Genomic DNA, 14,117 nt, shown 5'->3' with positions numbered 1-14,117 from the left:
ACCTCTTATTGTTCTGTCAGCGGGTGAACACGCACCCGTTGTTCGAGCTGCGCCAGTTGCGCGCTATCGCTGATCCCGAAACCGATCTGCGTGACCGCCAGGGCGGCAATCGCGGTGGCCGTGCGCAAGGTCTGTTCAGGCATCTCGGCGCTGAGCAGACCGTGCAGCATGCCCGCCAACAGTGAATCACCCGCACCCACCGTACTGGCCACACTGACCTTGGGTGGCGTGGCGTGCATCGCCGAGCCGACGCTGAACCAGTTCACGCCATGGGCGCCGTTGGAAATCACCACGTGTTCGATGCCCTGAGCATGCAAGCGGCTCGCCGCTTCGGCTTGCGCGGTCACCGAAACCACCTCGCAGCCCAGCGCCTCGGCCAGTTCTTCAGTGTTGGGCTTGATCAGCCACGGCCCCGCCGCCAGCCCCGCCCGCAAGGCTTCGCCGCTGGTGTCCAGGGCCACTTTCAAGCCTTTGGACTTGAGCCGCAGCACCAGTGCCTGCAACCACTGCGGGCTGACGCCACGGGGCAAACTGCCGGCGACCACCACCGCATCAAACCCCACGGCTATTTGATCCAGACGATCAAGCAACGCTTGCTGCGCTGCGGCATTGACCACTGGCCCAGGACCGTTCAAATCAGTGATGCGCCCGCCACTTTCCGCCAGTTTGAGGTTGCTGCGGGTTTCCCCCGGCACGCGGATAAACGCATCGACAAAACCACGCCGGGCAAACAACGCTTCGAACGCCTGTGGATTGTCTTCACCGAGAAAACCGCTGACCGTGACGTGATGCCCCAGATCCGCCAGCACCTGTGCAACGTTCACACCCTTGCCGGCGGCGTGGGTGTGCATGGTTTCGCTGCGGTTGACCTGACCGAGCGCCAACTGTGGCAACTGCACCGTGAGGTCCAGCGCCGGGTTGAGGGTCAGGGTTAAAATCTTCGCCATCACAGCACCTCCACTAATGCACGCACTTCGTTCGCGCTGCCCACGGCCAATGCCTGTTGGGCCAGCTGTTTTACCTGCGCAAGGCTCAGTTCGCGAACCCGCGCCTTGACCTCGCCGATGCTGCGTGCCGAGACGCTCAATTCGTCCACGCCCAGCCCCACCAGCACCGGCACCGCCAACGGGTCGGCTGCCAGCTCGCCGCACACACCCACCCATTTGCCATGGGCATGGGCGGCGCGCACGGTGATGTCGATCAGTTGCAGCACCGCCGGGTGCAAGCCATCGGCCTGGGCCGACAAGGTCGGGTGACCACGGTCGATGGCCAGGGTGTACTGCGTCAGGTCGTTGGTGCCGACACTGAAGAAATCGACTTCTTTGGCCAGGACCGGCGCCAGCAAGGCGGCCGATGGCACTTCGATCATGATCCCCAGTTGCAGGTCGGCCACCGGGATTTCCAGACGCAGGCGCTCGGTCATGTCCCGCGCCTGACGCCATTCATCGACGCTGCCGACCATCGGGAACATGATCCGCAACGGACGGTTGTCGGCAGCGCGCAACAAGGCACGCAACTGCGCTTCCATGATCTGCGGACGCTGCAAGGTCAGGCGAATACCGCGCACGCCGAGGAACGGGTTTTCTTCCTTGGCAATCGGCCAATATGGCAGCGGTTTGTCGCCGCCCACGTCCAGGGTGCGCACCACCAGCGGCCGCCCGGCCAAGCCATCGAGCACACGGCGGTACTCGGCTTCCTGGGTGGCCTCATCCGGGGCTTGCGGGTGGGCCATGAAAATCAGTTCGGTGCGCAGCAGACCAATGCCTTCGGCGCCCTGCTCGACGGCGCTGATCACGCCCGCGCTTTCGCCGATGTTGGCGAACACTTCCACCGCGTGACCGTCGGTGGTCAGCGCCGGTTGATGACGCTGCACTGCTGCGGCTTGCAGGCGTTGTTCACGGCTGTCGCGTTCTTCAGTGGCGCGCTGCAAGGTCGCGGCATCGGCGTCGACATGCAGCCGACCGCGTTGACCGTCGAGCAGCAACGGCGTGCCCGGCGCCAGCAGCAACACCGCCGCGCCAGCACCGACCAGCGCCGGAATGCCCAAGGCCCGGGCGACGATGGCGCTGTGGGCGGTGGCGCCGCCACGTGCCGTGAGAATACCGGCCACCCGAGTCGGATCTAGGCGTGCCACATCCGATGGACCGACCTCGTCCATCACCAGAATGTAAGGCTGATCCGGTTCGCTCGGGGTTTCAATACCGCACAGCTGCGCCAGCACCCGCCGACCGATGTCGCGCAAGTCGGCCGCACGCTCGGCGAGCAAGGCGTCCTGCAAGGCTTCCTGTTGTTTGGCTGCCGCCTCGATCACCGCCATCCACGCCGCTTCGGCGCTTTCGCCCTGTTTGAGGCGCGTGTCGACTTCGTCGGTCAGTTCCGGGTCGTCGAGCATTTCCTGATGGGTGATGAAAATTTCGCGAATCGCCTTGGCCTTGCTGCGCTGGATCAGCCCTTCGATGTCGCGGCGGACAGCGGCCAGTGCAGCTTTCAGACGCTCGCGCTCGATGGCCGTGGATTCGCCACGCAGCGGGTAATCAATCGCTTGCAGCACCTGAACATGGGCCGGACCAATGGCAATTCCCGGCGCGGCGGCGATGGCCTGGATCAGGCTGCCCGAGGCGGGAGCAAGCACGACCGTGGCGATGTCCGCGACCACCTCGCGCTGCGCGTTGATGGCCGGCAACGGTTCGACTTCTTCGCCCAGCCCCTCCTCGATGGCAGCCAACAACGCGGGCAACGCGTCTGCCGCGATACTCGGTTCGGCGATCAGCTCCAGCACCTGCCCACGCCGGGCACCTAGGCTGAGCAGTTTGCTCAGGCTCTTCACCGACACCGCGTTGTCCTGGCCGTCGACAAGCCTGACGCGAATCTCGCCGTCAAAACTTTTCGCCAATTGCGCGAGGATTTTCGCTGGCCGCGCATGCAAACCGTGGGCGTTGGCCAGGGCGATGCGGGCACTCGGCCAATCGGCCGGCAACTCACCGCCCAACACTTGCAGCACCGCGCGGCTGCTGGTGGCGCGGCCCAGTTCATGCCCGCGGCCTTCGATCAGCAAGGCGCAAAGACGTTCGAGCAACGCCTGATGGGCTTCACCCAGGCTCGCCAGGCAAAACAACCCGCTCAGCGGCTGGCCGAGGTAACGCATCGGTTTATCGGGGGTGACGAAGGCCAGTCCCGGCCGCTTGACCGTTTGTTCACTGTGCAACCACCACAATCCGTCGCCCAGCGGCAGCGCTTCGACTTGCTGCAATACCGCCGAGAAACCGTTGCTGACGCAGTCAGCCTGACGCAACAACCGGGCGCCGCGCCAGACCAGTTCTTCAAAGTCGTCGGCGGAAACCCCCAGGCCGATCATCTGTGCATCCAGCGCCAACTCCTGCGGCGCGCCTTGCAGCAGTTTCAGCAAGGCCTCGGCGGAACTGGCCCGGCGCAACGCCTGGCCCAGATCGGTTTCACCGAGGGCGCGAGTCAACAGTTGCAACAAGCGCAAATGCTCGTCGGATTTGGCAGCGATACCAATCGCCAGGTAAACGATTTGCCCGTCGCCCCAGTCCACGCCATCGGGAAACTGCAACAGCCGCACGCCGGTGGCAAACACCAGGTCACGGGTTTCGGGCGTGCCGTGGGGAATGGCAATACCTTGACCGAGAAAGGTCGAGCCCTGTGCCTCTCGGGCCTGCAAACCGGCGAGGTAACCGTCGGCCACCAGACCATCGGCCACCAGCGTGTCGGCCAGCAGGTGCAATGCAGCGGCTTTATCCACGGCCGACTGGCCCATGGATATCTGCTCCGGGGTGAGCTCAAGCATGCTTTCTCCTTTTTGGCGCGGTGATGCACCAGGTATTGTTTTGAATGAATCAGCTTAGGCTTTTATGTAGACACTCTTTGGCGGTTTCACGGCAGAACCGGCCAAAATAGCCAATAACGAGGAAAATACGCCTGCTGAAACGTTTAATCTAGATGAATGACTACGTTACTCGATAATCTTCAAGGCTTGAAGTCCAACGCATCGGATGCGCTGCGACAATGGTCGCCTGCCCTAATCGGGTAGGATTGGACAAAATGTCGGGGCAAGCTCGAAAAACAAGGAACTCCCGGGTTGAAACTCAGTGATATTGCCCAGTTGGCCGGTGTGTCCGTCACCACCGCCAGCTATGTCATCAATGGCAAGGCCGAACAGCAGCGCATCAGCAGCGCCACCGTCGAGCGCGTGCGCGCGGTGGTCGAGCAGCATGGCTTCACGCCTAATCCTCAAGCGGCCGGGTTGCGCAGTCGGCACACCCGCACGCTGGGGTTCATTCTGCCGGACCTGGAAAACCCCAGTTACGCGCGAATCGCCAAGCTGCTCGAACAAGGCGCCCGGGCGCGGGGCTATCAGTTGCTGATCGCCAGCTCCGACGATGCGCCGGACAGCGAACGGCAATTGCTGGCGCTGTTTCGTGCACGCCGCTGCGATGCGCTGATCGTCGCCAGTTGCCTGCCGGCCGGCGACGACAGCTACCGCCAGTTGCAGGCCAAGGGCATGCCGGTGATTGCCATCGACCGGGTCATGGAGCCTGAGCATTTCTGCTCGGTGATCAGCGATGATCGCGAAGCCAGCCTGCACCTCACCCGCAGCCTGTTGCAACCGGCACCCCGGCAGATCGCATTGATCGGCGCACGCCCCGAGCTGAGCATCAGCCAGGAGCGGTCGGCCGGGTTCAGACAAGCGCTGGAGGGCTTCGAAGGCCAGGTCCTGATCGAACACGGCGAGTCTTTCAGCCGTGAATGCGGGCGCCAGTTGATGGAAGAGCTGCTGCAACGCCTGGGCCATTTGCCGGACGCGCTGGTGACCACGTCTTACGTGCTGCTGCAAGGCGTGTTCGATGCGTTGCACGACTTCCCGCTCAAGTCCCGCCCGCTGCGCCTCGGTACGTTTGGCGACACTCAGTTGCTGGACTTCCTGCCGCTGCCGGTCAACGCCATGGCCCAGCAACACCCGTTGATCGCCGACAAAGCCTTGCAACTGGCCCTCGCCGCTATCGAGGACGGCCAGTACCAGCCCGGCGTGCAAGCCATTGCACGGACCTTCAAGCAGCGCATTCGCCAGGACTGACCGTGGAGCTGATCGACAGCCACACCCATCTGGACTTTCCGGAGTTCGACGCCGACCGCCAGACACTGTTGGCGGACTGTCGCGCCCAAGGGGTGCGGCGGATGGTGGTGCTGGGGGTTTATCAGCGCAATTGGCAGCGCCTCTGGGACCTGGTGCAACGCGATCCCGACCTGCATGCCGCGTTTGGCCTGCACCCGGTCTACCTCGATGAACACCGCCCCGCCGACCTGACGGAACTCGGCGACTGGCTGACCCGACTGGCCGGGCATCGGCAACTGTGTGCGGTGGGCGAGATCGGTCTGGATTATTTCCTGGAGGCCCTGGACCGCCAACGCCAACAGGCGCTGTTCGAGGCACAACTGCAACTGGCAGCGGACTTCGCGCTGCCCGCCCTGCTTCATGTGCGGCGCAGCCATGCGGCGGTGATTGCGATGTTGAAACGCTTCAAGCTCAAGCGCGGCGGGATCATCCATGCCTTCGCCGGCAGCCAGGAAGAAGCCCGTGAGTACATCAAGCTGGGTTTCAAACTGGGCCTGGGCGGTGCCGCGACCTGGCCGCAAGCCTTGCGCCTGCGCAAGGTGATCGCTCAACTGCCGTTGGCGAGCGTAGTGCTGGAAACCGATTCACCCGACATGGCGCCCGCAATGTTCCCCGGCCAACGCAACAGCCCGGCTCACTTGCCCGCCATTTGCGCAGCGCTGGCCGACATCATGGCCATTCCCCCCGAGCAACTGGCCACCGCCAGCACCGCCAACACCTGTGAGTTGTTCAACTGGTAGTCAGTCGGCGTGCGCCCTGGCGGCTTGCAGGATCAGCGTCATGTGCTGCCGATGCCGGGCCAGGCGCATCACCACGAAATAGACAAAAACCGCGACCAGCGAAATGTTCAACTGCTCGACCACACTGAGCAAGCCCACCCATTCCAGCACCAGCGCCACCAACAGTGCAGTGGAAACCAGCACGATCATGCTCGCGCGCAGCATCGCCAGCGCATCCAGTGACTTGAAGCGCTTGATCTGCTTCGGGCAACTGAGCTGCAAGGTTTGCTGACAGTGGGAACAGGCAAAGGCCTCATTGATCGCAATCGCGTTGAGCTGCCAGGGCTTAAGCAGCAAGGTGATCTGGCAATGGGCACAGCGGCCCTTGATTCCAATGGGTGCAGCAGTCATACACGGACTCCCTCAGGGCAGTGGCGCGATAGCCAGCGGGTCGAAAGACGCGGATCTTCCATCATTGACGACAGAAAATCAGACCGAGAAGGAAAACAGGAAACAGCCCACACACAAAGTTAATAAGTACTACAGATTGTTCAGATCAAGACAACACCGAGAATTCAGCACTCCTTCGGCACCTGACCCAATTACACGCGAAACGCACTGATCAACTGCTTCAGTTGCACCACTTGTGCGGAGAGCGCCCGGCTGGCGTCTTCGGTCTGGTGCGCGCCCTGGGCGGTGCGCTCTCCGGCACGGTTGATTTCGACGATGTTCTGGTCGATGTCGTGGGCCACCGAGGTCTGCTGCTCCACGGCGGCGGCAATTTGCTGGTTCTGATCGACGATCATGCCCACCGCGCCGAGGATGTTTTCCAGCGCCTGCTGAACCTTTTCCGACTGCCCCACCGTACCGCTCGCAGTCTGGTGGCTGACGCCCATGGCCTTCACGGCCGCGCCGACGCCGCTGTGCAGCCGGGTGATCATCTGTTCGATTTCTTCGGTTGATTGTTGCGTACGCTTGGCCAGGGTTCGCACCTCGTCGGCGACCACCGCAAAACCGCGCCCCTGTGCACCGGCCCGAGCGGCTTCGATGGCCGCATTGAGCGCCAATAGATTGGTCTGTTCGGCGATGCTTTTGATCACTTCCAGCACGCGGCTGATGGATTGGCTGTCACTGGCCAGTTGATTGACGACTTGCACCGAGGAATCAATTTCGCTGGCGAGTTGCGCAATACTGCCCTGCTGCGACTCCACCAGGCCGCGGCCGCTGATGGTTTCGTCGTTGACGCTGTGGGCGCTGCTGACCGCCGCGGCCGCGCTGCGCGCCACTTCCTGGGCTGTGGCCGACATCTGATTCATTGCCGTGGCCACCTGCTCGATCTGACTGCGTTGACCGGCCACGGCCTGATTGCTCTGGGCAGACACCGACTCCACTTGCCCGGCCTGCCGCTCGACTTCGTTGACGGTCTTGCCCACCAATTCGATCAGGTCGTGAATCTTGGCCACGGTGCCATTGAACACCTTGCCCAACTCGCCCAACTCATCGCGGCTGTGAGCGGTAAAGGTCACGGTCATGTCACCCGCCGCCACTTTTTCCATCACCGCGCCCAGACGCTTGAGCGTGGTGCGGGTCGAGGCGTAAAAGCCGCCGTAGAGGTAAAAGATCAGCACGAACACCACCGTCAGGGCCGACGCCTGAAGGACCATGTGCGTGCGGTTCTGCTCCAGACGTTGCTGTAACTGAACATCGAGAAATTTCAGCGTCGCTTCATTCAATTGGTAAGTCTGGGCCATCAACTCGCTGACCTGATCGTAAAACGCGGGCCACGGTGCATCGAGGGTGTCGGCCATGACCACTTGCTCCTCGAACAGCTCGCTGGCCTTTTTCAGCGACGCCTTGCTGGTGTCGGCCAATGAAGAGAGGCGCTCGCGGGCCGCTGCACTGGAGCTCAGCGCGTCCTGCAACTTCAGTCCGTACTCGGCCTGGAGCCTTTCGATCTGCGCCAGCAGTTCATCGAATCGGGTGCTGGAAGACGAGTTGAGAAAGCCCTGCCCCAGGGAATAGGCCCCCATCGCCCGACCTTCGCCGAGGATCTGGGTAACGTGCGGAGTGACGCTGGTAATCAGTTCGCTCAACTGACGCATGTCGCTCTGGTTGTCGCGGCTCAGGCCGGCCTGACTGGCGATGATCTGACTGAAAATCTGCGCACTGCCGAGCAACTTTTCGATCAATGCGCTTTTGCTTTGCAGCGAGTTTTCGGCTTGCTGGGCCTTGAAGGCGCTGATCATTTCATCGCGTTTGGCGTCGAACACTGCGACCAGCTCGGGGTCGACGGTCATCGCCTTCAAACCTTGCAAGTGCTGCAGGATGGTCTGCTCAAGGGCGGCGATCTTCGTCTCGACATCGCCAGCCTTGCCGGACTGGCCGAGGCTGGCGTTGATCTGTACGAGGTTGTTCAGGGTTTCCAGGTCCCGCCGCAACGCCAAGCTGCTGCCCAACAGGTCCAGGCTCTGCAATTCGACCTGGGTGCCCTGGAACTCGCGATAGGAATCGCGGACCAGGTAGAAGTTGGTCACCAGCATCGGCAGTAAAAACAGCACGCTGATCAAGCTGAACTTCATGCCGAAGCTCAGTCGGTTCATCAGTGCGACAGCAGGATAGAGCAAGCTCTTCACTGGAAGTCCCCCTAGGATTTTTTATTTTTATTGGCAGGCGCAGCCGAATACAGCAGATAGCCACTATGGCGCGCTACTTCTGTATAGCTCAAATCAAAGGGAGGCTTTGTAACTTAAGGTTAACGGCGAGATACGGTTCATCTGGACAGATGAACCCTTGCGGCGAGGGCGCTTGCTTGCTCGCCACAATGAGGTTCACTTCAGCGTTGAGGTGGTTACGGCAGAACAGTCCACAACGCAAACCCGGCATACCAGAGCACGGCGGCACGCAGCAGCAGTTCCCAGATCCGGTCCAGGCTCATGAGGCCTTCCGGCCCCGTCACGGGTGGGGGAATTTCGCCAGCCACCAGGCCAACTTTCTCGATCAACTGCGCGGCACTGATGTTCCAGTTCAGCAGTTCGTGCAACATCACCCGGCTGACTGCGACGAAATTGCCAACCAACGCGAAACTGGCCCCCAGCAGGCGCACCGGCACCCAGTCAAAGGCATGGCGCAATTGACTGGCGCGCTCCGCCAGCGCCGTGTTCTTGCTGTGTTCAGCGGCCAGCGCCAGCAGGCGATAGCTCAGGGCGGCGACCGGGCCCAGCAGGAAATACCAGAAAATCACCGCAAAAAAACTCTGGTAGGCCTGCCACAGCAGGTGGGCTTGCACCCGCTCCAGCAGTTGCTCGCCGCTGTCGGCGCAAATATCCAGGTCACGTTTGGCGACATGCGACGCCGCTTGCAGGTCCTCGCGGCGCCAGGCATCGCGAAACGGCCCAAGACCGCCGAGCAAGTCACCTCGGCCCAGGCTGTAAATCACCACCAAAACGTGCACCGGCAAGGCCAGTAAACCGTAGGCCAGCGGGTCCAGCACCACCAGTAGCAACCCCAGCAGTACGACCGGCAACAACACCAGCAAGGCCAGCACTAACCAAGGTCGCCCCGTCAGCCGTGGGCTGGCTTCCAGTTTGGCCAGCTCACGCAACCATCCCTTGTCACGCTGCACCCGCTGACGCAAGGCCGAGAACTTCTCGATCCAGACTGCCAGCAGTAACACCAGAAAACTCATTGTCCTTCCCCTTTTTCCAGAGCTGCGCGATAGCGCGCCCAGTCAAACGCAGGTCCCGGGTCAGTCTTGCGACCAGGAGCGATATCGCTGTGGCCACAAATCCGCTGCGCGGTAATAGCCGTGAAGGCGTTCTGCAATTGCCGGGTCAGGGCAATCAACGCCTGATACTGAGCGTCAGTGAACGGCAGATCATCCGTGCCTTCCAGTTCAATGCCCAGGGAAAAATCATTACAGATGTCACGTCCCTCAAAGCACGAAACACCGGCATGCCAGGCGCGCTCGAGACAGGAGACAAACTGAGTGACCGCGCCGTCACGTTCGATCAGAAAATGAGCAGACACCCGCAGCTCGGCAATCCCTTCAAAATAGGGATGTTCCGTGACATCCAATCGATTCTGGAAGAATTCCTGCACTTTGCCAGTGGCAAACTGTGCCGGAGGCAAACTGATGTTGTGGATCACCAGCAGGGAGATTTCGCCTGAAGGGCGCGCATTGAAGTTGGGTGACGGGCAGTGGCGAACGCCCTGGCACCAACCACTCGCGGAGTCCAGCTGCATACAGGTTCCTTCAACGACGCCTTTGATGCCGCCAGTATGCCGTGATCCACCGTCAGGTTGCGATCACTTGCCGTGATTGAGTCGGCGCAGGTTGCCAATCACCGACTCCAGCGCGCGATCGAACAACAACGCATCATCCAGCGCCCGGACCGTGCCACGGCGCAATTCCAGCGCCAGCCCGGTACGACTGCGCTCCAGCACCTTCATGCCGGTGCGATTGACGAAGATGTATTTGCCCGTCGGCTGGATGATCGCCGCCAACTTGCAGCGCAGGGTGTTTTCATCGTCTTCCTGAAACTCGACCCAGCACCCCAGGCGCAACTGGTCGACCTGCTGCAACCCGGCATCATCCACTGCCAGGCCCGCGCCAACGCTTTCGGCCGGGCCTTCGTCGGCGGTGGGCAGCACAATCTGCTGCAACACTTCGATCATCACCGGCAAGTCGCTGACACGCTGTTCAACCGGACGCTGCTCAGGCGCCTGGGCCGATTGCTCGAACAGGTGCACATGCAGGCCTTCGAGTTCGCTGAAAAACTCGCTGGTGGCAAACGGATCGAACGCCGCGCTGCTCAGCCCATTGCGCAACGCCTTGAGCAACCCCGGCACCAGCGCCAACAGGTGCAGGCTGGCATCGGGATCGACATGGCGCTGAACGCTCCAGATCAACTGGTCCATGGTCTGCACGCCCGCCCGCCATTCGGCCGACTGTTCGCCATGCTTGAGGCAGGTCAACAGCAGTACCTTGCTCCACGCCTCCTGGACAAAATTGACCACCGCCTGCGGCAGCACTTTACCCAGCAAGGCCTGATTCAATGCCTGCTCGACCCGCTGGCGCGCCAGTTCAGCCTTGGCCCGGCCTTCTTCGGCGTCGCGGGTACGTTGCTCCAGCAACTCGCTGCGACGACGCTCGTCGCTGGTGAAGGTCAGGAAGTCGTTCAGCAGCTCGGAGAATATCGCCGGATCGTCACCGAAGTCGTTCAGCAAGCGTTGCACCACTTGTTCGATACGCACGTACAGGCTGTCACGCTGATGGTCATCGCACGCGCCCCAGCCCATGGCCGCAGCAGCGATTTCATTGAGCAGGCGGCGAGCCGGGTGATTGCCACGGCTAAAGAAGCTTTTGTCGAGCACCGCGACTTTCAGCATCGGAATTTGCAGGCGACCGATCAACGCCTTGAGCGAGTCCGGCAGGTTGCGGTCATCGAGAATGAATTCAAAGAGCATCGCGATCAGGTTGATCACGTCCTCGTCAGCCACCCCGACCACCCGCGACTTACCACTCTTGACGCTGACCCGCGTGAGCAACTGCTCCAGCTGGTTGCGCAGGTCGAAGTCCTCGACGGCGGTCGACGCTGGCACATATTGCTGCAAGTGCGAGAGCAGGCGCAGCAGGTCGCGGGTCGAGATCGGCTGGGTCTGCGCGCTGGCCTCAAGGGTCGGCGCCACACTGCCGCGCACGTGAAAAAGCAGTTCCTGCAACGCTGCGAAGACTTCCTGCACGCTGTCATCAATCTGCGTGCTGCCTGACTTGCTTGCGCTGTCATGGGATGCGGCGTGCACGCTGGCAGCCGAACGATCCGCGGCACGGCGTGCCGGCGCAGCCTTGAGCTCGGGCAACACCCCCGTGGCGATCAGTAACTGGTTGGCTTCGGCATAGAGCTGGTCGGCGTCGCTGAGCACGTAGCGTTCGAACAGCTTGAGGATGATCAGCTTGACCTTGATCTCCACGCCCAGGTTGCGCCCGGCCTGCAAAAAATACTCGCAGAGCATCGCCGGGCCCATCGGGTTGTGCGAGTCGTCCAGCGGCTTGCCCAGCAACGCGCCCAACCGGGCCGTCAATTGGCCGAGGGCCAAGCCGTCGCGGTTGAGCACCTTGGCGACCATGGCCTCCAGGGCCACCGCCCGCTCCAGATCGTCGCTGGGGAGCTGGGTCGACGGGTCGTAGATCATCGACAGCAGCAACGCACTTTGGCTGAGGTCATAACGGGCCAGGCCGACGAAAGCCTCGAAGAACTGCTCCAGGAAACCCCGCTCGATGCTTTTGCGCTTGAGGCGCAAGTCGCGCATGGCTTCAAAGAACGTGTTCTGGTCGACATTGTTCTGCGCCCGGTCAGCCATTTCGAACAAGGTGTCGTCAGCGTTATCGAACAGTTCCTGCAAGCCGTGGCGCAACTGCTGGGCAGCCTTGTCGCGTACCTGAAGCAGAATCACCGGCAGGCGGGCGAGCGGCGAAGGGCTCGCCTGATCGGTAGCCGCCTTGTGTAAAGGCACTACATTCCCGTCGTTGTGCATCCAAGCCTCCTGAAAGGGGTGATTCTTCGGTTCGATATGAAAGATCGGCAACGCCGCACACGCTCACAGCCGGCTCACAACGCAATCGTGACGCACGGCGCTGCATTTCAATTATCGGGAGCCAAAGGGACGTCAAAGCTATGACGTCAAACGCAAGGCGCGATTATCTTGCAAAAGATATCCCGAGTGCCAGCGGACTCTGCGTTTCTCGGTGAAATAGATCCGAACAAGGGACCTTCGCAAGGCTGCGAAGATTCGGTCGAGCCGACCAAATGCAGGTTGCAGCGCCTGGTGATGCGCGTCGGTGCCTTGGGTTCGCTCCCGGCATGGCCCTATAATCGGGCCACTTTGTTTGTGGAGCCCGTTATGCCGAATCTACGCCTCGCCGATTTGACCGCCGAAATCGAAGCCAACGTGCGCCGTGCGTTGCTGGAAGACATCGGCAGCGGCGACATCACCGCACAATTGATCCCGGCCGAGCGCCTGGCCAAAGCCACCATCATCACCCGTGACGCGGCCGTCATCAGCGGCACCGCATGGGTCGATGCCGTGTTTCGGCAACTGGACCCACGCGTCGCGGTGCACTGGCAAGTGTGCGACGGCGAGCGTGTGACTCCCAATCAGCCTCTGTTCCATCTCGAAGGCCCTGCCCGTTCACTGTTGACCGGCGAGCGCAGCGCGCTGAACTTTCTGCAACTGCTGTCTGGCGTGGCGACGCGCGCGCAGTATCTGGCGGACTTCGTCGCCGATACCCAGGTGAAATTGCTGGATACGCGCAAAACCCTGCCGGGGCTGCGCCTGGCGCAAAAGTACGCCGTGACCTGCGGCAGTTGCCACAATCATCGCATTGGCCTGTATGACGCCTTCCTGATCAAGGAAAACCATATCGCCGCCTGTGGTGGCATTGCGCAAGCCATTGCAGCCGCGCACAAGATCGCTCCCGGCAAACCTGTAGAAGTTGAAGTGGAGAGCCTGACGGAACTCAAGGAAGCCCTGGCGGCCGGTGCCGACATCATCATGCTGGATGAGTTGAGCCTGGACGACATGCGCGAAGCCGTGCGCCTGAATGCGGGCAAGGCGAAACTGGAAGCCAGCGGCGGCGTCAACGAAAGTACTTTGCGCCCGATCGCCGAAACCGGTGTGGACTACATCTCGATTGGTGCGATGACCAAGGATGTGAAAGCCGTGGATTTGTCGATGCGCCTCAGTATCTGAGGTAACTACAAGCGGCAAGCTACAAGCCTCAGCGGTTGCTTGCCTGACTTGTAGCTTATCGCTTGAAGCTTGAAGCTGTTTTCAAACCACCAGATTATTCATCTCGCAGTACTCTTCCCACTCGACACCCAATACCTCGGCCGCCTCCTTGTGCAGCGCCAGGCGCGCGGCCTCGTACTCTTCCGGGCTCGAGGTGTACTTGAGCGTCAGCTCCCAAGGCTGCAGGCCCTGAGCCTCGGCTTCATCTTCGAACGCCCACTGAATCTGGTCTTTCTGGTCGTCCGGACTCAAGTCCTTGATCTCATCCATCAATTCGGGTGCATCCAGCGCGTACTTCTTCAGCGCTTCTTCGTGTCTTGCTTCTTGGCTCAACTCTTTAACGGTCATGGCGTTCTCGCTGATCTGGGAATGGAAGATGGATCTGGATCATCAAGGATCTCTCTGACGCAAAAACCGGCTTAGGCCCGGTCTATCTGGCCTTCAGAACCATTCTGGATCATTTGAAAACTGCTGGG

Annotated in this window: 11 protein-coding genes; 3 read left to right on the top strand and 8 right to left on the bottom strand. The window is 61.4% G+C overall.

The annotated features are described in order from the left end of the window. Positions 1 to 5: 5 nt before the first annotated feature. Both pfkB and ptsP read right to left on the bottom strand, forming a co-directional pair. Positions 6 to 947 (bottom strand): 1-phosphofructokinase, encoded by a 942-nt coding sequence (gene pfkB, locus AABM54_RS04410; protein WP_347904039.1) that lies wholly within the window; start codon positions 945 to 947, stop codon positions 6 to 8. Then, positions 947 to 3,808, bottom strand: a complete 2,862-nt coding sequence (gene ptsP / locus AABM54_RS04405) for a phosphoenolpyruvate--protein phosphotransferase (RefSeq protein WP_347904037.1) — start codon at positions 3,806 to 3,808, stop codon at positions 947 to 949. Before ptsP ends, pfkB begins: the two co-directional genes overlap by 1 nt. Before the next feature lie 291 nt (positions 3,809 to 4,099). Here ptsP and cra point away from each other — a divergent pair, with 291 nt between their 5' ends. Together cra and AABM54_RS04395 are read left to right on the top strand one after the other, a co-directional pair. Continuing rightward, positions 4,100 to 5,095, top strand: a complete 996-nt coding sequence (gene cra / locus AABM54_RS04400; RefSeq protein WP_347904036.1) for a catabolite repressor/activator — start codon at positions 4,100 to 4,102, stop codon at positions 5,093 to 5,095. A gap of 2 nt (positions 5,096 to 5,097) precedes the next feature. Beyond that, a complete protein-coding gene (locus AABM54_RS04395; protein ID WP_347904034.1) occupies positions 5,098 to 5,874 on the top strand; it encodes a TatD family hydrolase in 777 nt (258 codons plus the stop codon). On the opposite strand, the gene AABM54_RS04390 is transcribed toward AABM54_RS04395, so the two are convergent. The 5 genes from AABM54_RS04390 to AABM54_RS04370 all read right to left on the bottom strand — a co-directional run bounded on the left by AABM54_RS04390 (position 5,875) and on the right by AABM54_RS04370 (position 12,387). After that, positions 5,875 to 6,264 carry a hypothetical protein gene (locus tag AABM54_RS04390; RefSeq protein ID WP_347904032.1) on the bottom strand — a complete coding sequence of 130 codons (390 nt, stop codon included), beginning with the start codon at positions 6,262 to 6,264 and terminating at the stop codon, positions 5,875 to 5,877. 191 nt (positions 6,265 to 6,455) lie between these two features. Further along, positions 6,456 to 8,486 carry a methyl-accepting chemotaxis protein gene (locus AABM54_RS04385; protein ID WP_347904030.1) on the bottom strand — a complete coding sequence of 677 codons (2,031 nt, stop codon included), beginning with the start codon at positions 8,484 to 8,486 and terminating at the stop codon, positions 6,456 to 6,458. A gap of 215 nt (positions 8,487 to 8,701) precedes the next feature. Beyond that, positions 8,702 to 9,538, bottom strand: coding sequence for a regulatory signaling modulator protein AmpE (gene ampE, locus AABM54_RS04380; protein ID WP_347904028.1), 837 nt, complete (start codon positions 9,536 to 9,538; stop codon positions 8,702 to 8,704). After that, complete coding sequence (ampD, locus tag AABM54_RS04375; protein ID WP_347904027.1) at positions 9,535 to 10,095, bottom strand: 1,6-anhydro-N-acetylmuramyl-L-alanine amidase AmpD; 561 nt, start codon at positions 10,093 to 10,095, stop codon at positions 9,535 to 9,537. Before ampD ends, ampE begins: the two co-directional genes overlap by 4 nt. 63 nt (positions 10,096 to 10,158) lie before the next feature. After that, positions 10,159 to 12,387 carry a DUF1631 domain-containing protein gene (locus tag AABM54_RS04370; RefSeq protein WP_347904026.1) on the bottom strand — a complete coding sequence of 743 codons (2,229 nt, stop codon included), beginning with the start codon at positions 12,385 to 12,387 and terminating at the stop codon, positions 10,159 to 10,161. Positions 12,388 to 12,753: 366 nt separating this feature from the next. Between AABM54_RS04370 and nadC the strand changes: the two genes are divergently transcribed. Then, on the top strand, positions 12,754 to 13,602 hold the full coding sequence (gene nadC / locus AABM54_RS04365) for a carboxylating nicotinate-nucleotide diphosphorylase (protein WP_347904024.1): 849 nt from the start codon (positions 12,754 to 12,756) through the stop codon (positions 13,600 to 13,602). An 81-nt stretch (positions 13,603 to 13,683) separates the two neighbouring features. On the opposite strand, the gene AABM54_RS04360 is transcribed toward nadC, so the two are convergent. Next, complete coding sequence (locus AABM54_RS04360; RefSeq protein ID WP_347904022.1) at positions 13,684 to 13,989, bottom strand: DUF6388 family protein; 306 nt, start codon at positions 13,987 to 13,989, stop codon at positions 13,684 to 13,686. Positions 13,990 to 14,117: the final 128 nt, after the last annotated feature.

Origin of the sequence: Pseudomonas purpurea (genome assembly GCF_039908635.1) — a bacterium.
GTDB classification, from domain to species: domain Bacteria; phylum Pseudomonadota; class Gammaproteobacteria; order Pseudomonadales; family Pseudomonadaceae; genus Aquipseudomonas; species Aquipseudomonas purpurea.
Note: the sequence above shows the minus strand (reverse complement) of the source record. Positions and strands in the feature narration are given on the sequence as shown.